Genomic DNA, 23,538 nt, shown 5'->3' on the forward strand with positions numbered 1-23,538 from the left:
AATCGACCGTGACAGGTGATGCGGCCCTCGCCGGTCCGGTGCGCAAACTGTCACCTCAGCAGCCAGAGGTGGCGGAAGTACGGGGTATTCGGCCAGTCGATAGGGGGCAGACCTGGTTCGCCGTTCATTACGGCATTAGCCCCGGGGTGATATTGGGGTTTTTCACGTCAAAGGCGACGCTTTGCCGAAAAAGAACAGGCCGCCCAGTTAGGGCGGCCTGACCAGGTTTTTTCTTGTGCCTACGCCTTACTCGGCTGCCTGCGCGCTGTTGGCAGAGTGCTTGTCACGCTGACTGTCGCGGAACAGCGCCTTGGCCAGCGATACGCACATCAGGCCCATCACCATGGTGAACGGAAGCGCACCGATGATCATGGCATTGCGCAGCGCATCCATAGGGTTGTTTTCACCCGCCGCCAGGATCAGCGCGCCGATCACTGCCGTCAGGATCACACCCCAGATGATGCGGTGCTTGATACCGGTTTCCTGGCTACCACCCGACATGATGGTATTCATCACCAGAATACCCGAGTCCGCCGAGGTTACCAGGAAGGTCATGATCAGGATCACGCACATGACGTTCAGCATGGACAGCAGCCCACCATCGATCATGAAGGACAATGTCGTGAACAGCTTGTTGGTGTTCGATGCGCCGATGATCGCACCTTCTGCCGCGCCTGCCAGTTCCAGATCGATCGCTGTGCCGCCCAGAACGGTCATCCAGGCAAAGCACACCAGCGCAGGCGCGAACACGCAGCCCAAGATGAACTCGCGGACGGTCCGACCCTTGGAGATGCGCGCCAGGAAAAGCCCCACGAAGGGCGAGAATGCGATCCACCACGCCCAGTAGAAGGTGGTCCAGCCTGCCTGCCAGCCAAACTGACGACCTTGCTCACCCGCAGCGTAGGCCGCGGCCAAGGTTGCTTCGTCCAACTCGGCCGCTGCACCTTCCAGACCGCTTTTGAAGCCGTCGAAGCTACCCCAGGCATTGGTCGCCCCACCCATCAGATCTGCGGCATGTGCTTGCGCCTCGGCCGGCAGAGCCGCTGCGAATGCTTCGGCCGACAGCGGGCCATAGGCATTGAAGCTGAGCGACAGGAAGTGCAGGATGTAGTCGATCATCGCAGTGCCATAAGTGGTCATGGCAAAGACAAACGAACCGAAGACCACGAAAGTGCCCAGCAGGATGATCGACAGCACCAGGTTCAGGTTGGACAGGTACTTGACACCCCGGCCGACACCGGAAACCGCCGAAATGATCGACAGGCCCATGATAACGACCAAGCCTGAAATCAGACCGACCTTGCTGGGGGTCGGCACCTCGCCGCCCAGATCCATGATCCACTGCATGCCGGTGATGGCATAAAGGCCGTCGATGAACTGGCTGACGCCATAGCCGATGGTTACGGACACGCCGAGGATCGTTGCGACAACGCCCAAAACGTCAACCACGTGGCCGAAAAAGCCGTTGACGAAACGGCCAAACAACGGTGTCAGCGCAGAGCGGATCGTCAGAGGCATGTCGCGTGTATAGGCGTAGTAGGCCAGGGACAGGCCGGTTACCACATAGATCGCCCAGGCGTGAAAGCCGTAGTGCAGGAAAGTGAAACGATAAGCCGATTGAACGGATTCAGGGTCATTTCCTGCAACTTCACCCGACAAAACCACAGGGTTAGACCCCCAAAGGCCCAGCGGTTCTGCTGTGGCGAAAACCATGAGCCCCACACCAAGACCGGCACCAAACATCATGGAGAACCATGAGAAGTTCGAAAACTCGGGCTTTTCCCCCGGCGTTCCCATGATCCTACGACCCGTGGACGGAATGATCGCAACAACGGCAAGGAAAAAGAAGAAAAAACCGACAATGACGATGTAGAAGCTGTTGAAGACTTCCAGCAACTGGCTGTTCAGGCTGCCCAATGTGCTGTTTGCATTCGCTGGGAAAACCAGGGCCCACAGCACCAGCCCGACCATGATGGCTTTGCTGATCAGGGCAATTGGGACGCTGTAGTTTTCATAGAATCCGGAATCAGCCGTTTCTATTTCAACGTCCGTGAAAGGTTCGGGTATCGACATATCGCACGTTCCTCCTCGAGTGTGTCGTTCTTTGTTCTTCTGAAAAAATGCTGGAAAACATCGCGTTGCACGACGTGGACAATCATGCACGATGCACGAACCGATGTTGAGTTGTGTTCAGCCCAAACTTGGGCTTGCAGTAACAACGCGTGCTCCCATTACGTCTCTTACTGCAAATTTCCTCCCGATTGCTCGCTGCCTGCTGTCACCACCAATCCCGGTGATAAGTCAGCCTGTGGTTGAATGTCGTCGCAGCATCTTAAGTGGTTATTGGGTTTCCAGTTTCGAAAAACCTATAGCAAGGGTGAGATGTTCTAACCTGAGAATCCGACACTTCGATCACATGAAGCGACCACCGAATTCACTCGATTGCGATGTTAGCGAGAACAATGCGACGACATGATTTGTTGTGACCACTGCGTCCTTCACAGCTTCAGGACCAGTTTATCGGACTTGGCCCGCGAAACGCAGGTGCACAGGAATTCGTGGCTTTCCTGCTCTTGCGGTGTGAGTATTCCGTCGCGGTGATCGACCTGCCCTGACACTACGTCAACAATGCATGACCCGCACAACCCTTCAGAGCAGCCGAAATCGACCTGCACGCCGTTGTTTTGCAATACTCCGAGAATAGTTTCCTCTTTTCCGACCGGGTAGACCGCGCCGGTTGACTGAATTTCGATCTGAAATTCCGCATTTGGATCGTGGTCGATGTCAGAAGCGGGTGCAAATCGTTCAAAATGGATTGCCCCGCCACGCAAGGATGCACCTGCTTCCAGAACAGCGTTCAGCATCGGTTCAGGTCCGCAGGTATACACATCCGCACCGACGGGCATCGATTGCATGACCGATGCCAGATCAAACCAGCCGTCTGTGTCATCGCAATGCAAATGATACCATTCATCCAGCCCAAGGGCCCTGAACTGCGCGTCCATCGCTGCAAATTCTCTTGACCTTACAAGGTAGTAGACCCGAAAATCCTGCCCGCGGTTCATCAATTCCCGCGCCATTGCAACCAGCGGAGTTGCCCCGATGCCGCCTGCGATCAACGTGACATGCCGATCGTGGTTTTCGAGTTTGAAGTGATTCCGCGGCCCGCCGATTTCGACCATCGCCCCTTCTTGAAGCGCGTGCATGGCCACCGAGCCGCCACGCCCTTCATCTTCGCGTTTGACGGCGACATTGATTGCGCGGCCGTCCTGACTCCAGCTCCACAGTGAATACTGCCGCACCAGATCGTCGGCCAGATGGATATCGACATGTGCGCCGGGTTGAAGGCTTGTGAAGCGGCCGTTTTCGATTTCAAAGCAAAAATCGGACGTGTCCGGGCTTAGCCGTGTTTTGCGCACGAGGCGGGCAACTTGTGTATCCATCACACATCCTGTTCGTTCTCGGTCGACTTTGGTCCTGTACCCGATCGCAAACAGCAGGAAAAAACATAGATTTCAATTGCAAAATTTCTCACATTCGGATGAATGTAACTCACCTCTACCTTTTGAGCAACGCAGCAACCATGTCACGACGCCACTATAATCTTCCACCACTCACGACCTTGTCGGCCTTCGAGGCCGCCGCGCGGCATCTCAGCTTCAAAGAAGCGGCCAGCGAACTGTCGGTTACGCCGGGCGCTGTCAGCCACCAGATAAAGGCGCTGGAAAGTGAACTGGGTTCGGCGCTGTTCGTCAGAAAGCACAGGGGCGTGGAACTGACCGAGGATGGCCAGGACCTGTTCGAGGTGCTCGGTTCGTCGTTCCGGCAGATATCGAAGGTGCTCGAAAAGATTCGCAGCGGCGATTCAGAAAATCCAGTGACGGTCGGGTCCACTACCGCTGTGGCGGCGTTGTGGCTTTCTCCGTCGGTCATCCGGTTCTGGCAGGACTACCCGCACGTGAAAGTGAACCAGATGGCACAGGACAAGCCATTCTCGGACAGGCCGGATATCGACTTTTTCATCCGCTACGGTCGTGACGTGAACTCGCAGCTGAACCATACTAAACTGTACCGCGATACTCTGACGCCGGTCTGTAGCCCCGAGATGGCCCTGGAACTGAAGGGGGCAAGCCTGGAAGACCTGGTCGAACGTCGCCTGATCCACCTTGAAACGCAGGACAACACCTGGACCACCTGGCCATCTTGGTTTCACGACCTCGGATATACCGGAGTTGTACCGGTACAGTCGCGCGTAAACAGCTATGCTCTGGCGTTGCAGTTGGCCCGCAAAGGGGCCGGGCTTGCATTGGGGTGGAAACGCTTGATCCAGCCCATGCTGGCATCAGGAAAACTTGTTGTGCTAGAAGAATTCAGCATCCCTGCCCCGAACAATTTTTACCTCGTCGGTCGCCCGGACGACCAGCTGACAGAAGGTGCCCTGGCGCTGAAAAACTGGTTGCTGGATGAATTGTCCGGCGGTTCGGTTTAGTCTGCCTCAATCGGCCATGAGGTTTTTTGATATTGAATGAAGCCGGCTCGACCGGCCAATGGGGGTAACGTTCAACACATTCCGAATTACTCAGGAGCAACCGATGAACAAGCATTCAGCGCTTTCGTCTGTTCTGACCCCGGTAAACACCGCCAAGGGCCTGCCGAACGAGCATTATATCGATCCCGATATCTTCGCCGAGGAACGGGAGGCGGTCCTGTTCGCGAACTGGTCGGGCATCGGTTTTGGCAAGGACATTCCCGAAGCGGGTGATGCCTTTCCGATCGACTTTCTCGGCGTGCCGCTTCTGATGGTGCGCGACCGTGACGGACAGATCGGCGTTTTCCAGAACACCTGCCGCCATCGCGGAATGATCTTGGTCGACAAGCCGCAGAAAATCCGCGGCGCGATCCGTTGCCCCTATCACAGCTGGTGTTACGGCCTGAATGGCGAGCTGCGCACGGCGCCGCATGTCGGAGGCCCCGGACAGAACACGCATGAAGATCTGGACTTTGCTGAACTGGGCCTGATCCGCATACGTTCCTATGTCTGGCGCGATGTTGTCTTCGTGAATGTGGATGGAAACGCCCCGGAGTTCGAAGAGGTTCATGGCGAGCTGATGGAACGCTGGAAAGATTTTGAACAGCCCATGTATCATGGCGGTGCCGGCGCGTCTGTCCGGCTTGAGCTGAAGTCGAACTGGAAACTGGCGGTCGAGAATTTCTGCGAAAGCTATCACCTGCCCTGGGTTCACCCGGGTCTCAACAGCTATTCGCGCCTGGAAGACCACTACAACATCAATGAACTGGGCAAGTATTCGGGTCAGGGCACCTATGTCTATCGCCAGTTCGAAGGTCAGAACGGCGAAAAACTGGATGACTTCCAGAATCTGAGCGAAAAGTGGAACGAAGGGGCGGAATATATCGTCGTGTACCCGAACACCTTGCTGGGTGTTCAACGCGACCATGGATTTGCCTTCATCATCGATCCGATCACGCATGAACGGTCAAACGAAAGGATCGAGCTGTACTACGCCAAAAAACCGGAAGACGCACCCGAGCACGAAGCGTTGCGCGCAAAGAACGCGCAGCTTTGGAAAACCGTTTTCGAAGAGGATGTGTTCGTGGTCGAGGGCATGCAGAAAGGCCGTCACGGTGTCAAATTCGACGGCGGCCGTTTCTCGCCCGCGATGGATGGCCCAACGCATTGTTTCCACCACTGGGTGGCCACTCAGATCGAAAAAGCCCGTGCCGAGGCATAGGCGGCTTTCCGGCCGGATCATGGGCTGAGGGCGCCACGGATGTATCCTGCGCGGTCATTTGCAATCAGGAACATCGCAGATGCAGGCGATGTTCCAAGATTGCGCAAAGACGCGTGCGGATGCGTGTGATGGGTTCATCAAGGGCCGGTCCGCATCGTTGACGGCGCTGGGAAATCAGGATTCAGGCGCAAAAAGGTAGAAAGCGTATGATGATTACGTACAGGCCAACACACTTAGCGTTTCCGGTAAGAGGCTGACCTTGGATCTGCAAGAACTCGACAAGCACCTGTTGCAGGCTCACGCGGATAATGATGTGCCTGCGCTGATCCGGCTGTACCACGAGGCAGCCGACCGGGCCGAGCAAAATCAGGATCTCGACGCTGCTTGTTTTTATCTTACACATGCGTTTGTGTTCGCGCTGGAATACGGCGCGCCCGAAGCGGATGAGTTGAACCGAAAACTATACGAGCGCGGCCGCGCCCATCGTTTGGTGTTCTGACGAAATCGGTGTAGTTGGGGTATCGTGCTGGCAAAGAGACAAAGCATGACCCATTTTACCTTTCTGTGCCTCGAAGATTTCCCGCTTGCTGCCCTGTCCATGGCCATCGACCCGCTGCGCGTGGCCAATGAGATCAGCCGCAGCGATGGTCTTGGCTGGACTGTCGTTTCAGAAGATGGACAACAGATCATGTCCAGCTCACGCCTCAGCATCAACCCTGACAAGGCATTGTCCGAGGTGGAGGAAACCGACGTCGTGCTGGTCTTTGCCGGGGCCTCAGCCCGGTTGAAGGATCGCAAGGCTTCGGGCGGAGCGCTGCGACGGCTTTTGTCCCGTGGCGCGCGGATCGGTTCGGTCAGCGGTTCACTTTTTGCGCTGGCGGAAGAAAAGTTCTTCGATGGTTACAGCTGTAGCGCGCATTTCTGCTATACCGCTGCTTTGAAGGAACAATTCGACAGGGTGAACCTGTGCGACACGCTCTATACGATAGATCGCAACCGAATGTCCTTTGCCGGGACTTCAGCGGTTTTTGAATTCATGCTGGGCGTGATTTCGGATGAGGTGTCCGATGCGGTTGCCGTCGAAACGGCCTGCTGGTTCCAATACGCGACTTTGCGTGATGCGGACACGTTGCAGGTTTTGCCGGGCTACAGCAAAAATCAGACCCGCAATGCCCTGCCGCGCCCAGTGCGGCGGGCCATCGAGTTGTTTGCAAACAACATCGAAAACAAGATCTCGATCGAGCAGGTTTCGAAACGCGTTGGCATGTCCATCCGGCAATTGGAGCGGCATTTCAAGAAGGAAACCGGGATCAGCCCCGGAGGGTACTATCGCAGACTGCGACTGGATGCGGCGCGGCAGAAGCTGCTTTACACCGATCAGCCTTTGCAGGAAATCGCGCTTTCGGTCGGGTATGACAGCGCCAGTTCGTTTTCAAGCAACTATCGGCGCGCATTCGGTCTGCCGCCAGCTCAGGAACGCAAGGAACGAAGCCGCGGCGCCAGACACGCGGCTTTGTCCTTAGGACACCGTCCTTCACAGGGCCCTGGCCACCTCGATCAGCATGTGGTGAACTGAAATCGCATAGCTGCGTGGCGCGTAGATCGAAAAATCCGTTCTCGCCTCATTGCAGCGCAGCAGGCACCCCACATGATGGATTGCGGTGCGGTTGAAGGCTCCGGCCTGCATCTGCTCGACATCCAGAACGGTCAGGCGTTGCAGCAAGACTGTGGCACCCTGCCCGGTCATGTCGATGCGTGTGAACGCGTCCGACTGATCGGTCACCGACGCCATGCCGACCAGCTCGGTTTCCATACGCCTGGCCAACTCCAACGGGCCTGCAAAAGCTTCTTCGCACAGGTACTGATCCGGGCCCAGCCAGTGCAGGCTGCTGGTTTCGCCCTTTTCCCACCGCCCCGCCTCAGGCACCGGGATTCCGCAAACGGTTTGAAGTTTGGCTTTGACGGTTTCCTCGTGTCCCAGCCTGGCTGAGACGGATGCCAGTGCCACATCCTCTCGTTCCTGAAAGGTCAGAGTTCCGACCACGTCCCGTTTGGGTTCACTGCCGCCAATGGCGGTCTTGGCAACAAAATCACGCACGGAGCCGTTCTCCTTCGGGGTCAACGAAATGCGCGCTGACAAGCGTCGCTTTGATGTTGGTGTCATCCACCGGGCTGACAATCTGCACGGTGTCGCCCAATCGCTGCGCCCCGCGTTTTACAAAGGCCAGTCCGATGCTGCTGGACAGGTGCGGCGAATAGGCAGCCGATGTGACATAGCCCAGATCGTTTTCCGGCAGGTGTGGCGCATCCTCGTCGAACACATGGCCTCCGGCCAGCACGGCATCGGCGTTGTTGACCGGCTGAATGCCGACCAAAGCCAGACCATCCGGATCGGTCAGAGCTTCGCGTGCGCTGAGCGTCGCACCGATACTGTCTTTCTGGGTTGAGACCATGCGCCCCATGCCCAAATTGTGGGCGCTGGTGGTTCCGTTCAGTTCGTTTCCGGTGGCATGGCCCTTTTCAATCCGCAGAACGCCAAGCGCTTCGGTGCCATACGGCGTTACGCCAAAGGGCTCTCCAAGCGCCATCAGATGTCGGATCAGCGCGTCACCGTACCGGGTAGGAACAGCCAGCTCATAGGCCAACTCACCCGAGAACGAGATGCGGAACAGCCGCGCCGGGACCCCCCCGGCAATGGTCACCTCGCCACACGCCATAAAGGGAAAACCTTCGTTGCTGATGTCATGGCCGTCATCAACGACCCTTTGCAGCAACTCACGGGATTTCGGGCCCGCTATGGCATATTGTGCCCAGGCGTCGGTGGTCGAGATCATCTGCACATCCATGTCCGGAAACAGGCATTGATGCACGAACTCCATGTGGCGATAGACACCAACCGCGTTTGCGGTTGTGGTGGTGACCACAAAGTGATCTTCGGCCAAGCGGGCGGCAGTGCCGTCATCCATGGCTATGCCGTCTTCGCGCAGCATCAAGCCATAACGGGTTTTGCCCACCGGCAGTTTGGCAAAGCCGTTGCAATAGATCTTGTTGAGGAATTCCGCGGCATCCGCGCCCTGCACGTCGACTTTGCCCAGCGTGGTCACGTCGCAGACGCCGACACCGCTGCGTACGGCCAGAACTTCGCGATCCACGGATTCGCGCCAATGGGTCTCACCAGCCTTGGGGAACCATTGCACACGCAGCCATAGGCCCACCTCGACGAATACCGCGCCCTGTTCTTCGGCCCATTGATGGCTGGGCGTCAGTCGCGTGGGTTTGAATTCTTTTCCGACCGAGCGCCCGGCCCAGGCCCCCATCGCCACGGGCGTGTAGGGTGGCCGGAAGATGGTCGTGCCGGTTTCTGGAATGCTCTTGCCGGTGATCTCGGCCATCACGGCCAGCGCGCCGACATTCGCGGTTTTGCCCTGATCGGTCGCCATGCCAAGGGTGGTATAGCGTTTCAGATGCTCGACACTGCGGAAGCCTTCCTGTTCGGCCAGTTTGACATCCTTGACGGTCACGTCATTCTGGAAATCCAGCCAGGCGCGGCCTTTGCCGGGCACATGCCACAACGGGGTGATGCGGATCTCATCATCCTCGGCTTTCGGCAGGTCGACCGGGCAGGCCCTGATCCCCAGCCCGTCAAGCGCCGCAAGTGCCGCATTGGTGCCCGAGGCGATCGCCCCGTGGCTGGTCAGGTTGCCAGCGGCGGCACCGGCGACACTCATACCCTTGGGCAGTTCGGCAGGTGGGATGAAGGCTGCAAGCGGTTCGAACCATTGCGGGCGGCCGCGCTGATGGCATGTCAGTTGCACATTCGGATTCCACCCACCCGAAACGCCCAGACCGCTTACTTCGATGGGGCGGGTTTGACCATCGGCCATCTGCACGGTGATCGATTTCAGCCCCAAACGGCCCTGCGTATTCGTGACCTGCGCCCCGGCCAGCAATTCACATTCGGCAATGCGCGGTGCATCGTGGCGCGGGTCGATCACGGCAACAACATTGATCCCGGCTTTGATCAAATCCTGTACGGCGCGGTGTCCTTCGTCATTGTTGGTGAAGATCGCCACGCGCTGGCCCGGTGTCACGGCCCAGCGGTTTGCATAGGCCCGCATCGCGCCCGCCAGCATTATGCCCGGTCGGTCGTTGTTTTCGAAAGCAATCGGTCGTTCGGCAGAGCCGGCACAAAGCACCGTGTGCTTCGCGTAGATGCGCCACAAAATCTGGCGTGGTTTCCCCGCCTCGGGCACCGCAAGGTGATCCGAGACCCGCTCAAGCGCGCCGTGAATGCCGTGATCATAGGCGCCGAACACGGTGGTGCGCGTCAGAAGGCGCACGTTGTCCATCGATGCCAGCTCTCCCAGTGTCTGCGCGACCCAATCGGCATTCGAAATGCCCTCGAACCGGTCACAGTCAGACAACAAACGCCCACCCATCCGGCTGTCTTCGTCGGCCAGAATGACCCGCGCGCCAGACCGCGCCGCCGTCAACGCCGCGATCAGGCCGGAGGGACCGGCGCCGATAACCAGGACATCGCAATGCAAATAGCCCTTGTCGTAGATATCCGGGTCGGCCTCCTGCGTCAGGCTGCCCAGACCGGCCGCCTTGCGGATCATCGGCTCATATAACTTTTCCCAGAACGCCTTAGGCCACATGAAGGTCTTGTAATAGAAACCCGCCGTCAAAAAGGGCGAGAGCCGATCATTGATCGACAGCGCATCGAAGGCGAGCGAGGGCCAGCGGTTCTGCGATGTCGCCTCGAGCCCGTCGAACAGTTCGACCGTGGTCGCGCGTGTGTTGGGCTCCTGCCTGTTGCCTGTGCGCAGCTCGACCAGCGCGTTGGGCTCTTCCGAACCCGAGGCCAGCACACCGCGTGGACGGTGGTATTTGAACGAACGGCCAACCAGGCGCACGTCATTGGCCAGCAGCGCCGAGGCCAGCGTATCACCCTGATAGCCTTCGTAGGATTTGCCATCGAAGGTAAAACGCAGCTTTTTGGACCGGTCGATCAGACCGCCCTGCAAACGATTGTTCTGGGTCATTTTCCCCGTCCCGTCTTGCGGGCTACATCCCGCGCCAGTTCTGTAGCCAGAATTTCATGGGTCAGCGTGTCGCGTGTCACAACCAGCCACGAGCGGTCGCCCTGCTCGTGAAACCACAGCTCTCGGTGGGTTCCTGCCGGGTTGTCGCGCAGGTAGACATAGTCGTGAAACTCGGCGGCGGCCGTGTCGGATTGCCAGTCGGGCCGATTGATCAGACTTGCGTCGCCCAGATAGGTGAATTCGGACGCGTCACGCGGGCCAAGCAGTGGATGATTGATGATCATGTCCGGGCCTCCTCAGTGCAGGTTGGGCTGTGCGCCCACGCCTTTTTCGTCAATCATCTGCCCGGTTCTGAACCGGTTCAGACGATAGGCAGATGCAACGTCATGCGGTCGGTCGGTGGCCATCAGATGCGCGAAACAAAAACCAGATGCTGGCGTTGCCTTGAACCCGCCGTAGCACCAGCCACCATTGAAATAGAGCCCTTCAATTCCGGTGTGATCAATGAACGGCGAACCATCCATCGACATATCCATCACGCCGCCCCACATCCGCAGCAGGCGCGCGCGACCGATCATCGGCATCAGGGACATGCCACCTTCGGCCACGTCCTCGACCACAGGCAGGTTGCCGCGTTGTGCATAGGTGTTGTAGCCGTCGATATCGCCGCCAAAGACCAGACCGCCCTTGTCCGATTGGCTGACATAGAAATGTCCGGCGCCATACGTGATCACCCCGTCAAGCACCGGTTTCAGCCCTTCGGTCACAAAGGCCTGTAGCACGTGGCTTTCGATCGGCAGGCGCATCCCCGCCTGTGCCATCACGCGCCCGGAAGACCCGGCAACCGCCACGCCCACCTTCTTGGCGCCGATGTAACCCCGTGTGGTTTCAACGCCCAGCAGTTTTCCGTTTTCGATGCGGAACCCGGTGACTTCGCAATTCTGGATGATGTCGACCCCCCGTTGATCCGCGGCACGGGCATAGCCCCAAGCGACACCGTCATGACGCGCCGTACCACCGCGGCGATGCAACAGACCGCCTTTGATCGGAAAGCGCGCATCGTCAAAGTTCAGGAACGGATACATCGCGCGAACGCCCTCTGCATCCAGCAGTTCGGCCCCAGAGCCGGTGAACATCATCGCGTTGCCACGACGACGATACGCGTCACGCTGCGCGTCCGTATGACAGAGGTTCAGAATACCGCGCTGACTGACCATCGCATTATAGTTCAGGTCCTGTTCAAGATTTTCCCACAGTTTCAGCGACAGCTCATAGAATGGCTGGTTGCCATCCAACAGGTAATTGGCGCGAATGATCGTTGTATTGCGCCCGACGTTGCCGCCACCGATCCAGCCTTTTTCCAAAACGGCCACCTTGGCGGCGTTGTGTTCCTTGGCCAGATAATATGCCGTCGCAAGGCCATGGCCGCCGCCGCCAATCACGATGAAATCATAGCTTGATTGAGGCTCGGGATCACGCCAAGCCGGTGTCCAGCCCCGGTGCCCTTGCAAAACCTGCCGCATGATCGCGAGTGCCGAATACCGCATGAATTTGTGTCCTTAACCCTCAGTGCGCCGAAGCATCATGTGCCGCCGGGAAAGCCCCAGTCACGACGTAATCCGTCACGGAGTTTATCGGTTGCGACAATTTTCAGGCCGGTATTGGGATTGATTGGCGCGCGACCGGGCAATTTTCCGGGTGCCCACCATGACCGCAGCGTTGAGGTTGCAGGATAAAAAGCAACGCACCTGGTGCGAAGATCAGAACCTCAACAATTTAATCGAATGCCCGGCGGGCAGGTCTTCGATCTCGGCCGGTATGATCGCCAACCCGTCTGCCTGCGCCAGCAAGGCAACACGGCCACTGTAGGAGGGCGCCATCAGACGTACATTGGGAAGGCCACGCGGCGAGGTACCGTCAATCTGGACCGGACGATATTCCTGCCGACCCGCGCGACGCTGCACCGGTTCGGCCAGCACGGCCTGAACAGGGACCTGAGGTCTGTGGCACAAGCCTGCGCGCCGCGCCATCATCTGCGACCCGATTATCTGCCATGTCACATAGGCTGACACCGGGTTGCCGGGCAGGCCAACGTAAAGAGCACGCTCGCGCCGCCCGAACATGACCGGTTTACCGGGCTTCATCGCCACTTTCATGACATCGGTTTCGCCGCCAATCGCGCTGAACAGCCGGGGCATGTGATCTTCATCCCCGACGGACACGCCCCCGGTCGTGACGATGAGATCCGAGGCAACGCATGCCTCGCGCAGAACCTGTTCCAGACGGGTCGGGTCATCCACGACCGGTCCCCGGTCGATCAGTTCGATCCAGGGTTTTTGCAACAGCGCCAGCAGCATATAACGGTTCGAGTTGTAGATTTGGCCGGGGTCGAGGGGTTCGCCCGGTTGACGCAGTTCGCTGCCTGTCGAAAAGATCGTGACCTTCAGTTTTCGAAACACCAGGACCTCACCATACCCGGCGGATGCCAGGGCGGCCATCTCGCGCGGTCCAATTTCACAGCCGCGTCGCAGGATCGGACCCCCGGCACAAAGATCTTCCCCTGCGCGTCGGATATGCTGGCCGGGTTTCGGGCGGCGGCTGAATCGAATCCTGTCGATCAAAAGATCGCAATCTTCCTGCATCAGCACGGCATCGAATTCAGGTGGCACCGGAGCGCCCGTGAAAATGCGCAAAGCGCTGCCTTCGGGTGCATCATGGTCGCCGCAGTCACCCGCAGCCACGCGCCCGGCGATGGGCAGCTCGAACACCGGCCCGTCACCCAGATCACCGGTGCGGATGGCATAGCCATCCATGGCCGAGTTGTCGAAGGCAGGCATATCAACCTTGCTGGCGCAATCCTCGGCCAGAACCCGGCCTATAGCCTGTTCCAGCGGCAAAATCTCGGTTTCGGCAACAGGATCGGCGACGGAAAGACCGCGTTCAAGGGCGTCCTCGACAGTCAGATACATGTGGGCGTGGCGGTCACAGGCACATCCATCAGCCATTTTGAATCTCCGAAAATATTAAGCGTCCTGCAAATCCCGGCTGTTCGTCCGGATCCAGATTGGGCAGGCCGTCGTTGAATTTTTCCAAGTCCGAGCTGGGATCAGCAACGACCGGCAGCGTACCCACGTTATGCCGACCATGTGCGGCGCGACCTGTGCCGTCATCGCCTTCTTTCACGGACGACAAATCCTGCTCGGGTTGGCCGCAAAGCTCAGACTCGCGCGCGCAGTCAGAGTTCATGCCAAAGGTGGACGTTACGGTGGGCAGCCCAGCCATTCTCTCGAAGCCCTCGGTATCCTTGGCAGGGATTGGTGCAGATAGCGTCAGCCAAGTGTTCATCCGTCCCTCCGGAGCTCAGGCCACCCGGCGGGAAACCCCCCGCAGGTCAGCCAAAACGCTGATCATCACCGGCAAAAGGACGCGATGGTTTTGTCGCACGGTCCGGCCAGAAATTCCCGGCCAATGGACAGCAAGGCGGGTTTACTGTCATTGACATAGGTCATGATCCGCGTTCGGGCGTCCCATCAGAAAGGGCACATTGTCGCGTTTTTCGGTTCCGCAAGTAATGAAATCACAATCGCAGCGCTGGCCCTTTGGTCGATTTCGAAAGGAAAAAGGCTGGCTTGGTCGCGAAAAGTCGACAAGTGCAGGTGTCGGGATCTTTTTCAGCAGATCCTGGCCGAATGCCAGACGTTCTTGACCGTCATGTAATTCTCAAGGCCTTCGGTTCCGCCTTCCCGACCATAGCCACTGGATTTCACGCCCCCAAAGGGCGTTTCCGGCATGGATGCTTCAAGTGTGTTGATCGAGAGATTGCCGACCTCGACCTCGTCGATCAGACGGTCGATGTAATCCGCCCGATTGGTGAAAGCGTACCCCGCCAGCCCGTAGGGAACTGAATTCGCCAGAGCGATCGCCTCATCCAGCGAAGCCACCGGGTTGATCACCGCAACCGGTCCAAACGGCTCTTCGCGCATGATCCGCGCCGCTTTAGGAACGTTCAATAACACCGTGGGTTCAAAGAAATATCCCCGCTCACCCAGCCGCGATCCACCTGTGGCAAGCGTTGCGCCCTGCGCCACTGCGTCTTCAACCAGCTCTGACAAGGCTGGCACGCGCCGGTCGTTGGCCGTTGGGCCCATTTCAACGGTTGCGTCAAGCCCATTGCCGACAACTGTGGCCTTGGCCCTCGCAACAAATCCGGCCGCATAGGCGTCAAAAATACTCTCATGCGCGAAGAAACGGGTTGGGGATGTGCAGACCTGACCGGCATTGCGCATTTTGCGGACCGCGCCTGAAACGGCCGCCGATTGCACATCCGTATCTTCGCAAACGATGACCGGCGCGTGGCCACCCAACTCCATAAGCACTCGGGTGTCGTGCCGGGCCGCCAAAGTGGTTAAATGACGCCCGACGGTTGTCGATCCGGTGAAGGCCACCAAGCGAACGGGGTCCTGCGGGATCAGATGGCCGGATATCTCGGATGGTTCACCGAACACCAAATTCAGAACCCCTGCCGGCAGACCGGCATCTTCGAACGCTTTTGCTATGTGCAAAGCGCCGGCAGGCGTTTCTTCTGCCGCTTTCAGGATCACTGAACAGCCCGAGGCCAAAGCACCCGCGATTTTCCGGGCAGGTTGGCTCATGGGGAAGTTCCACGGCGAAAATGCCGCGACAACGCCGACAGGCTGGTGATGAACTGCAAATTTGTGACCCTGCGCCGCCGGAATGATCCTGCCATAGGTCCGCATCGCCTCGCCCGCGTCCCATTCAAAGAACTCGGCGCCGCGAATGACCTCCAGCCGGGCCTGCTTCAAAGGCTTGCCATGCTCCAGAGTAATGGAATGCGCGATTTCTTCCTGCCGCTGACGCATGAGGGCTGCCGCCCGCAGGATCGTATCCGCGCGTTCCCGCGGCGATGTGCGGCGCCACAGTCGAAAGCCTTCGACGGCCGCTTGCAGCGCGTCGTCCAGGTCTTTCGCCGATGCGCAAGGCAACCGACCGAGTTCTTCCTCGGTTGCCGGGTTGACAACCGGGATATCGCGCCCGGTTTTTCGCCACGTGCCGCCAATGAACAGCCTGAGCTCTGGATACATGAAACTGGCGCCTCCATTTGCCTTGATTTTTGATCGCGCGATGCCTCGCATGAGTTCAAGCGCATTGCGCGAATACGGATATCAAATTGGCGGATATCTGGTCTGTCTGCTCTGCGCCGCCCGATGCAGGGCCGTTTTGAAAGCGCGCCCAGCGGGCGACAGATCGTCGTCGGCGCGGAAAGACACTCCAATTGGTCCCTGCCCGAACGGAACCTCCCAGGTGAGCTGGGCAAGGTGGTTGTTTTCGATATCCTGGACGACGACTTCGGCCGGCATAAGGCCGATCAGGTCGCGGGATTGCAGCAGCGCCCGGTTCGTCAGGTAGGACACGGATTCAATGGCGACCGGTGGCACGTATTGCTGCTGGCCGACGAAAAAATGATCCGCCTGACGTCGCAACGTGGTCTCTTGCGGGGGAAGAATCCAGCCAAACGGCTTGGTTTGCGCAAAGGTCACGGCGTCCCGCTCAGCAAGCGGGTGTTGAGGGCCGACAATGGCCAATATCCGATCCTCGAACAGTTTTTCCTGTCGAATCTTGTCGCGATGCCGGTGCGACGGCAGGCGTCCTACAACCATGTCAATCTCACCCGACAGCAGCCGGGGCATGAGCACCTCGTTTGTCCCTTCGCTGATCTTGACCGCAACGTTCGGGCGGCCTTCCAGCAGCAGTTCAATGGCGGCAGGTAGCAGGCTGGTTGACGCCGCAAGCAGTGTTCCCACCACGACACGGCCGGAATTTCCTTCGTTCAGGTCGTCCAGTTCCTGCGCGGCATTGGAAACCTGAGCAAATATCAGTTTCCCGTGACGTATGAGAGTTTCGCCAAAAACCGTTGGCACAACGCCTCGGTTGGTGCGCGTGAACAGCTTGACTTCGAAATCCAGTTCAAGATCCTGAATCATCTTGGTTGCCGCTGGCTGAGATATTCCCAGCTCACGCGCAGCATTCTGAATGTTTCCATGCGCGCCAACTGCAACCAGCAGACGCAGCTGCCGCAGCTTCAGGCGGGTCAAGGCGCGGTCAACGATGCGAGAGTGACGCCCAACCATGGCTACAGCACAATCGGCTTGCAAAGCTGATCCAGCTTGGACAGCACACTCATGGCCGCAAGCGCCGAGCTTCGCGGGTTGTCGGGCAGCGCGGTACCGCTGATCCGGAACTGAAACGTGCCGAAATCGCCTTCGGCCTCGACCTCGTGAATGTTCTTGTGGATCGTCGGATCGGCGATCAGACGAACCTGTGTGTTATCGAACCCCACGCCCGCCAAGGCGACGGCGGCGGCGACATTTGCGTTCTTTGGGTAAGCCAGCGCCGCCTCTCTTGCGGAACCTTGAAAATGGGTTTCAGCCGCGGTGATATTGCCGAGGTCAAGACTGTGTTCGGCAAGGGATCCCTTCCACCCCGCCGGCGGCTTGCGCCCCACATATGTGACGGATTTGAGCGGCCCGACCGCTGCGGCGCTGAGACAGTCCAGCCCACCTATGGCACCGCTTGCCAGATGCAGCCGCGCCCCGCCCTTTCGCGCGGCCCTGTCCAGCCGATCACTGACCTGCTGATCCGCAAGTGCGCCGGCAGAGACACTGATGATATCCAGCCCTCGTGCCAGAATGTCCGGCCCCAAACCGGCCAGTGCCTCGTGCCCCGCGCAATCCAGAACAATTTCGATTCCGGCCGGCAGGTCATCAACCGAACCAATTGACTTGGGCGATTTTGGATCAACGCGGTGTGGTCTGACCAGAATGGCTGCCAACTCATGCCCATGTTCTGGCAACATGCGCTGCACAAACTGCGCGATTGCGCCGGTTCCGATGACTGCGATCTTCATGTCTGGACCCTAGACCAGCATTGAAAAAATCTGAATTGGTAAGTTTGTGGTATATTTTTTTCAGATATCCATTTCCCTGAAATGGCACTGGACCGACCCGCCTGGTGTGTTTTGTTCCTGTTGAAGCCACGGGGACCACGTTGGAAATGAAATACTCAAAACACGACGCGAAGGCCTACGCCCGCGAACATATGACTGGGATATGGGCAGCGGCACTGAACCCGTTCAATGATGACCTGTCTCTGGATGAATCGGGACTGCGCGCCAACATCCGCCATTGGATCGACGATCTGGACATCCAGGGCCTTTTCGTCGCCGGCAAACAGGGCGAGTTCTTTTCGATGAGCATCGAAGAGCGCAAGCGCAACTTCGAAATTGCCGTTGACGAATGCGCAGGCAAAGCCGGTGTCATCGTCTCGGTCTCGGACCAGAACATGAATACGGCCTTGGACCTGGCGCATCACGCACAGAATTGCGGCGCGGATTACATCGTTCTGCACGCGCCGGTTCTGAGCTTTGTGCAGGATCGCGGAGAGGTTTTGTACCAGTACTACAAGCGTTTTTGTGACGAACTGGATATCGGCATCGCCATGTGGAGCCATCCAGACAGTGGCTATTTGATGCAGCCCGAAGAATGCGCCCGCATTGCGGACTTACCCAATATCGTTGCGATAAAATACTCGGTCCCGCGTGAGATGTACGTGAAGCTGACCCACATGGTGGGCGACAGGATCCATGTCTCGACCTCGGCCGAACATGAATGGCTGGACAACATATTGGAACTGGACTGGAAGTTGTATCTCTGCTCGTCCCCGCCCTATCAGCTGCAAAGCAAGGTTGATCAGCGGATGAACGAATACACGCGTCTGGCCTTTGCGGGAAAGGCCGATGAAGCGCGGCGTGTCTTTGACAGTCTGAACCCGGTCCGCGACGCGATGAAACGCGCGCGCCCTGCGGGCAAACCCACTGCATTCGGAAAGTACTGGCAAGAGTTGCTGGGTCAGGTCGGTGGCCGTGTACGCCCGCCGATGCTGGAACTGACCGAAGCGGAAAAAGCGATCATTCGCAAAGCGTTCGACGAATGCGGGCTGCGCGTCTGAGCAGGGTGAGGCCGGGCAGTATAAGGAAATCGGATAGCGAGATGCTGATAATTTCTTTGCGGTCATGGAAAAACGCGCCAAACTTTCAGGGATAGGGAGTGGGACATGTCAAAACTGAAAGCGTTCAACTTTAAGGCCTGGATCGACGAGCATCGCCATCTGCTCAAACCGCCCGTAGGGAATCGTCAGGTTTGGGAAGACGCCGATCTGATGGTCACCGTTGTGGGTGGCCCGAACAAGCGAACCGATTACCACGATGACCCGGTGGAAGAATTCTTCTACCAGCTTGAAGGCGACATGGTGCTGAAAATCTATGACGGAGAGGAGTTCTATGATGTTCCGATCCGTGAGGGCGAGGTTTTTCTGCTGCCTCCGCATGTACGCCATTCGCCACAGCGCCCTCAGGAAGGCTCGATCGGGCTTGTGATTGAACCCAAGCGCCAGACCGGAGAGCTGGACGCCATCGAATGGTATTGCTTTGAATGCGGATCACTGGTGCATCGAGCGGAAATGCAGCTAAAGTCCATCGTTGATGACCTGCCTCCGGTTTATCAGAAGTTCTATGCCTCGGAACAAGACCGCACCTGCCCCAATTGTCAGGCTGTGCACCCGGGAAAGGAACCGCCCGAGGGCTGGGTCACGTTGTAAAACAAGATCAAACAGGGGAAGTAATGAGACATTTCGTAAAAATCGCCGCCTCTGCGGCTGCGTTGGCACTGGCGTCTGTTGCCGCTCACGCCGAAGAGTTTCGGTTAGGTCTGATCACGCCGCCGCCGCATATCTGGACCAAAGCCGCCGAAGCGTTTGGGGCCGAGTTGAATGAGGCCAGTGGTGGCGCGCATTCGGTATCGGTCTTCCCGGCCCGCCAGTTGGGGAACGAGGCAGAAATGCTGCAACAATTGCAGACCGGCGCGTTGGACATGGCTTTCATGACGGTGGCCGAGGTTTCCAACCGCGCGCCCGAGTTGGGGGCGTTCTATGCGCCCTATCTGGCAGATGACATTGGGCACGCGGGGCGCATCCTGCGATCCGATACGGCCAAGTCCATGCTGGAACCCTTGCCGGGGCAGGTTGGTGTCGTTGGACTGGGATATGGGATGGCAGGATTGCGCCAGATCGTCAGCCGGGGCGAGGTTTCCTCCGCCGAAGATCTATCAGGCCTGAAACTGCGTATCACGCCCTTCACACCGATTCTGGATTTCTACAACGCGGTGGGGGCAGCACCCACGCCCATGCCCTTGCCTGCCGTCTATGATGCGCTGGCCAATGGTCAGGTTGACGCCATCGACATGGACGCCGAGCTGATCTGGGTTCTGAAATATTATGAACACGCCGACACGATCGTGCAGTCGGATCACATGATGTTCCCGATGGTCGGGCTGGTATCGGCCAAGGTCTGGGCTGGTTTGTCCGAAGAAGACCGCGCGATGATCGCGGAACTCATGGCCAAGCATGTGGACAGCACCATTGATGCCTACGTCGAAAACGATGCCAAATGGCTGGAGCAGATCGAGGGCACTGGCAAAGCCTACAAAAAGGTCGATGCCTCGTTCTTTGGCGACGCGATCGAAGAGTGGAACGGGATCTGGTCCCAGAAGACCTCTTCCCTTGACGCTTTGCGGCAGACTGCGGCAGAAACAAAATAACGAAAACGGCATGACGAAAGGGGCGCAGCTCGATCCTGCGCCCTTTTTCACGGGAGAACAGCGATGTTGTATCGGCTGTCGGCAGGCTTGGCGCGGGTCGAGTTGTGGTGCGCTGCCTTTCTGGCAGTCTGCATTACGGTTCTGATCTTGTTGAATGTCGTAACGCGAACGGCGGGCAACGCCCTGTTCTGGGTTGATGAGCTGGCGATCTACGCGATGGTCTGGATGACCTTTCTGGGCGCGTCTTCCGCATTGCACCATCGCAGTTCTGTGTCGATCTCCATCGTTTCCGACAACGTGCCCGAACGCGCGAAACCATTGATCCGCAAGGGTGTGGACGTGGTCGTGTTTGCTTTTTCCCTTGCGATGCTGTGGTTCTGCTGGCGCTGGTTCCTTCCGCTGGACATCGCCAGCAGCGGATTTGACGTGGCGGCGTTTCAAGGTCAGACATTCAATTTCATCTACGCCGAGCCAACGCTGACCTTGGGCCTGCCAAAGTACCTGTTCTGGTTGGTGATGTGGCTTTTCGCAGTGGGCGCGACGCTGCATTCCACCATGCATCTGCTGAGCGCCCCGGGCAAAGGGGCACAGCCATGAGCCCCATCGTCTTTCTGGCCACTTTACTACTGTCCGTGCCCGTGGCGATCGTGCTGGCAATCACGGCCATCTGGTACATCTGGGAAAGCGGCAACACGGTTCTTTATGACAGCTTCGCGCAGAAAATGTTCGGCGGTCTTGAGAATTACGGCCTGCTGGCAATTCCTCTGTTCATGTTGACCGGAGAATTGATGAACGAAGGCGGCATGACCCGGCGCCTTGTCGCGCTGGCCCGGGTGTTTGTCGGCGGGTTTCGCGGCGGGCTGGCCTATATCAACTTGCTGGCAAACATGTTCATGGCGGCCATCATCGGGTCTGCGACGGCGCAGATCGCGGTGATGTCGCGCGCCATGGTCCCCGCGATGGAGGAGGAGGGCTATGACAAGGGTTTCGCCGCTGCCACGACGGCCGCGGGCGGGCTGCTGGCTCCGGTCATCCCGCCGTCGATGATGTTTGTCATCTTCGGTGTTCTGGCTCAGATCCCGATTGGTGACATGTTCATTGCAGGAATCCTGCCCGGTTTGATCCTTGCCGGGGCGTTTGCATCGGTCATCACCCTGATCGGGTGGTGGCAGAGCTTTCCGAAAGGGCATTGGATGACGCGTGCCCAAGCCGTCCAGGCCTTGATCAGCGCGGCCCCTGCCCTGCTGATTCCGATGTCGATCATAGGCGGCATTCTGTTCGGGATCGCCACACCGACCGAATCCGCTGCAATCGCGTCCCTGATCGCGTTTCTGGTGGGCTGGTTGGTTTACGGGGACCTGAAGCCGAGCAACCTGGCGCAGATGTTCAAACGCACGGCGGCCAATGCGTCGATGATCCTGTTCATGATCGCGGCCGCCAGCGTGTTCGGCTGGGTCATCATCTATGAGGAAATACCGCAGCAACTGGCTGGGTTAATCACCTCGGTCACCTCGGACCCGTTCGTGTTCCTGCTGATCGTTAACCTTGCGCTTTTGCTGGTTGGAATGGTGATCGATGGCATCGCCGCGATCATCCTGATCACTCCGATCCTGCTGCCGATTGCAACCGGTTCATACGATATCAGCCCCTATCAGTTCGGCATTGTTGCCTGCCTGAACCTTGTGCTTGGGCTGCTGACGCCCCCGGTCGGGATCGGATTGTACATCGCCTCGTCCATGAGCGGCACATCGCCCGGTTCAATCCTGAAATCGCTTTGGCCTTTCCTGATCGCAGTAACTTTGGTGTTGCTTCTGCTAAGCTATTACCCAAGCCTGTCAACGCTGCTGATCTGAACCAGATACGTTTGCAGGCGCATTCCGTCGCAAACATGGTGCCGGAAATCACGCTCTACTTGTTTGCGCCCGTAAGCTAAGCTGGCCTGAACATGCCAACTGGTCACAAAAAGGACAATCATGCTGCTCGACACTCCGATCTGCGATTTCGGTTGGGAAGCCCCGGACTTCACGCTCAAGGACCCGAACGGTCAGGCCTTCAAGATGTCCGATCACCTGCAAAACGGGTTGCTAATCGCCTTCATCTGCAATCATTGCCCCTATGTCAAAACGATCACGGACCGGCTTGCCCAGGACACGGACCTGCTGATGTCCAAGGGGATCGGCGTGTTGGCGGTCATGTCGAACGACTATCGCGATTACGCCGAAGATTCGCCGCCAAACATGTTGGAATTCGCACGGCAGAACGGCTTCAACTTTCCATATCTCGTGGACGAGGATCAATCCGTAGGAACGGCTTATGGTGCTGTCTGCACTCCGGATTTCTTCGGATTGAATGCGGATGGAAAGTTGCAGTACCGGGGCCGTCTGGACAATCTGGGCCGCGGCCAGACAGGCAAGCGCGAACCAGAACTGGTCAATGCGATGCTGCAAATTGCCGAGACCGGGCAAGGCCCCCAGGACCAGATTCCATCAATGGGATGTTCGATCAAATGGACCCGAGGCTAGGCCATGGAGATCACGTCACTGGATCATGTCAACCTCCGCACCACGCGTTTGGACGAGATGATCGATTGGTACTGCAACTTGCTGGGGATGCGGGTCGGGCCACGCCCGCCCTTCCCTTTTCCCGGAGCCTGGCTTTATGTCGAAGAAAACGCTTTCGTGCATCTGGTCGGTGTCGAGGCCGAGGCCACGGGTTCGGACGCAGACCTGAAGCTTGAGCATTTCGCTTTTTCGGCGACAGGGTTGGATCGGTTCGAAGCGCATCTTAAAACAAATGGCGTCTCCTATCGCCGTGTAGAACTGACGGCGATCGACACCGTTCAGTTGAACGTCTGGGATCCGGACGGCAATCACATTCACATCGATTTTCGGACCGACGAATAGAGATGGCAGGCTCCGATACAGTTTCGTGCATGGAAATTTCCTGACCCTCAAATTGAACACTTGACCGGAATTCGCGGGTCGTCCTTGATAGAACTGTGTTTTCCCGGACTATGCCCGGGGCTGGTCCTTTTAACCATAGGGAAATGGGGAATGCTTGGATCCGCTTGGT

General features: G+C 58.1%; 22 protein-coding genes. 11 read left to right on the plus strand and 11 right to left on the minus strand.

Annotation, left to right across the window (positions count from 1 at the left end; translation table 11 throughout):
• Window positions 1–246 precede the first annotated feature (246 nt).
• Both I9184_RS09510 and I9184_RS09515 read right to left on the minus strand, forming a co-directional pair.
• Window positions 247–2,073 carry a BCCT family transporter gene (locus tag I9184_RS09510; RefSeq protein ID WP_171723715.1) on the minus strand — a complete coding sequence of 609 codons (1,827 nt, stop codon included), beginning with the start codon at window positions 2,071–2,073 and terminating at the stop codon, window positions 247–249.
• 425 nt (window positions 2,074–2,498) lie between these two features.
• Window positions 2,499–3,443: a PDR/VanB family oxidoreductase gene (locus tag I9184_RS09515; RefSeq protein WP_209834006.1), complete on the minus strand. Its 945-nt coding sequence runs from the start codon at window positions 3,441–3,443 to the stop codon at window positions 2,499–2,501.
• A 140-nt stretch (window positions 3,444–3,583) separates the two neighbouring features.
• Between I9184_RS09515 and I9184_RS09520 the strand changes: the two genes are divergently transcribed.
• The 4 genes from I9184_RS09520 (at window position 3,584) to I9184_RS09535 (ending at window position 7,326) form a co-directional block, all read left to right on the plus strand.
• Window positions 3,584–4,489 (plus strand): LysR substrate-binding domain-containing protein, encoded by a 906-nt coding sequence (locus I9184_RS09520; RefSeq protein ID WP_209834007.1) that lies wholly within the window; start codon window positions 3,584–3,586, stop codon window positions 4,487–4,489.
• 103 nt (window positions 4,490–4,592) lie between these two features.
• On the plus strand, window positions 4,593–5,750 hold the full coding sequence (locus tag I9184_RS09525; RefSeq protein ID WP_171723712.1) for an aromatic ring-hydroxylating dioxygenase subunit alpha: 1,158 nt from the start codon (window positions 4,593–4,595) through the stop codon (window positions 5,748–5,750).
• Window positions 5,751–6,009: 259 nt separating this feature from the next.
• The gene (locus tag I9184_RS09530) at window positions 6,010–6,249 is read left to right on the plus strand and encodes a hypothetical protein (protein ID WP_171119331.1); all 240 of its coding nucleotides are present in this window, start codon (window positions 6,010–6,012) and stop codon (window positions 6,247–6,249) included.
• Between the two features lie 45 nt (window positions 6,250–6,294).
• The gene (locus I9184_RS09535) at window positions 6,295–7,326 is read left to right on the plus strand and encodes a GlxA family transcriptional regulator (RefSeq protein ID WP_171635947.1); all 1,032 of its coding nucleotides are present in this window, start codon (window positions 6,295–6,297) and stop codon (window positions 7,324–7,326) included.
• Here the strand turns inward: I9184_RS09535 and I9184_RS09540 are convergent.
• The 9 genes from I9184_RS09540 to I9184_RS09580 all read right to left on the minus strand — a co-directional run bounded on the left by I9184_RS09540 (window position 7,285) and on the right by I9184_RS09580 (window position 17,720).
• Complete coding sequence (locus I9184_RS09540) at window positions 7,285–7,848, minus strand: hypothetical protein (protein ID WP_171635945.1); 564 nt, start codon at window positions 7,846–7,848, stop codon at window positions 7,285–7,287. The two genes, I9184_RS09535 and I9184_RS09540, sit on opposite strands and share 42 nt — an antisense overlap.
• Window positions 7,841–10,795, minus strand: a complete 2,955-nt coding sequence (locus I9184_RS09545; RefSeq protein WP_209834009.1) for a sarcosine oxidase subunit alpha family protein — start codon at window positions 10,793–10,795, stop codon at window positions 7,841–7,843. The genes I9184_RS09540 and I9184_RS09545 overlap by 8 nt, the downstream gene beginning before the upstream one ends.
• The gene (locus tag I9184_RS09550) at window positions 10,792–11,079 is read right to left on the minus strand and encodes a sarcosine oxidase subunit delta (RefSeq protein ID WP_152460339.1); all 288 of its coding nucleotides are present in this window, start codon (window positions 11,077–11,079) and stop codon (window positions 10,792–10,794) included. Before I9184_RS09550 ends, I9184_RS09545 begins: the two co-directional genes overlap by 4 nt.
• Before the next feature lie 12 nt (window positions 11,080–11,091).
• On the minus strand, window positions 11,092–12,342 hold the full coding sequence (locus tag I9184_RS09555) for a sarcosine oxidase subunit beta family protein (RefSeq protein ID WP_209834010.1): 1,251 nt from the start codon (window positions 12,340–12,342) through the stop codon (window positions 11,092–11,094).
• Window positions 12,343–12,555: 213 nt separating this feature from the next.
• A complete protein-coding gene (glp, locus tag I9184_RS09560) occupies window positions 12,556–13,800 on the minus strand; it encodes a gephyrin-like molybdotransferase Glp (protein WP_209834012.1) in 1,245 nt (414 codons plus the stop codon).
• Window positions 13,793–14,140 (minus strand): hypothetical protein, encoded by a 348-nt coding sequence (locus I9184_RS09565; protein ID WP_209834014.1) that lies wholly within the window; start codon window positions 14,138–14,140, stop codon window positions 13,793–13,795. The genes glp and I9184_RS09565 overlap by 8 nt, the downstream gene beginning before the upstream one ends.
• Before the next feature lie 326 nt (window positions 14,141–14,466).
• A complete protein-coding gene (locus I9184_RS09570; RefSeq protein WP_171635935.1) occupies window positions 14,467–15,897 on the minus strand; it encodes an NAD-dependent succinate-semialdehyde dehydrogenase in 1,431 nt (476 codons plus the stop codon).
• An 81-nt stretch (window positions 15,898–15,978) separates the two neighbouring features.
• Window positions 15,979–16,944: a LysR substrate-binding domain-containing protein gene (locus I9184_RS09575; RefSeq protein WP_209834016.1), complete on the minus strand. Its 966-nt coding sequence runs from the start codon at window positions 16,942–16,944 to the stop codon at window positions 15,979–15,981.
• Between the two features lie 2 nt (window positions 16,945–16,946).
• Window positions 16,947–17,720, minus strand: a complete 774-nt coding sequence (locus I9184_RS09580) for an aspartate dehydrogenase (RefSeq protein WP_209834018.1) — start codon at window positions 17,718–17,720, stop codon at window positions 16,947–16,949.
• 146 nt (window positions 17,721–17,866) lie between these two features.
• Here I9184_RS09580 and I9184_RS09585 point away from each other — a divergent pair, with 146 nt between their 5' ends.
• The 7 genes from I9184_RS09585 to I9184_RS09615 all read left to right on the plus strand — a co-directional run bounded on the left by I9184_RS09585 (window position 17,867) and on the right by I9184_RS09615 (window position 23,369).
• Window positions 17,867–18,820 carry a dihydrodipicolinate synthase family protein gene (locus I9184_RS09585; RefSeq protein ID WP_171723704.1) on the plus strand — a complete coding sequence of 318 codons (954 nt, stop codon included), beginning with the start codon at window positions 17,867–17,869 and terminating at the stop codon, window positions 18,818–18,820.
• A 105-nt stretch (window positions 18,821–18,925) separates the two neighbouring features.
• Entirely contained in the window at window positions 18,926–19,468 is a 543-nt protein-coding gene (locus tag I9184_RS09590) for a 3-hydroxyanthranilate 3,4-dioxygenase (protein ID WP_152460347.1), read from the plus strand.
• A 23-nt stretch (window positions 19,469–19,491) separates the two neighbouring features.
• Window positions 19,492–20,466: a TRAP transporter substrate-binding protein gene (locus I9184_RS09595; protein ID WP_171723703.1), complete on the plus strand. Its 975-nt coding sequence runs from the start codon at window positions 19,492–19,494 to the stop codon at window positions 20,464–20,466.
• Window positions 20,467–20,529: 63 nt separating this feature from the next.
• Window positions 20,530–21,063 (plus strand): TRAP transporter small permease subunit, encoded by a 534-nt coding sequence (locus tag I9184_RS09600; RefSeq protein ID WP_209834020.1) that lies wholly within the window; start codon window positions 20,530–20,532, stop codon window positions 21,061–21,063.
• Window positions 21,060–22,319, plus strand: a complete 1,260-nt coding sequence (locus I9184_RS09605; RefSeq protein ID WP_209834022.1) for a TRAP transporter large permease — start codon at window positions 21,060–21,062, stop codon at window positions 22,317–22,319. Before I9184_RS09600 ends, I9184_RS09605 begins: the two co-directional genes overlap by 4 nt.
• A 120-nt stretch (window positions 22,320–22,439) precedes the next feature.
• A complete protein-coding gene (locus I9184_RS09610; protein ID WP_209834023.1) occupies window positions 22,440–22,988 on the plus strand; it encodes a thioredoxin family protein in 549 nt (182 codons plus the stop codon).
• Between the two features lie 3 nt (window positions 22,989–22,991).
• Window positions 22,992–23,369 (plus strand): VOC family protein, encoded by a 378-nt coding sequence (locus tag I9184_RS09615; RefSeq protein ID WP_171635920.1) that lies wholly within the window; start codon window positions 22,992–22,994, stop codon window positions 23,367–23,369.
• Window positions 23,370–23,538 lie beyond the last annotated feature (169 nt).

It is taken from the genome of Ruegeria sp. HKCCE3926 (genome assembly GCF_017872515.1).
In the GTDB taxonomy this organism is placed as follows: domain Bacteria; phylum Pseudomonadota; class Alphaproteobacteria; order Rhodobacterales; family Rhodobacteraceae; genus Ruegeria.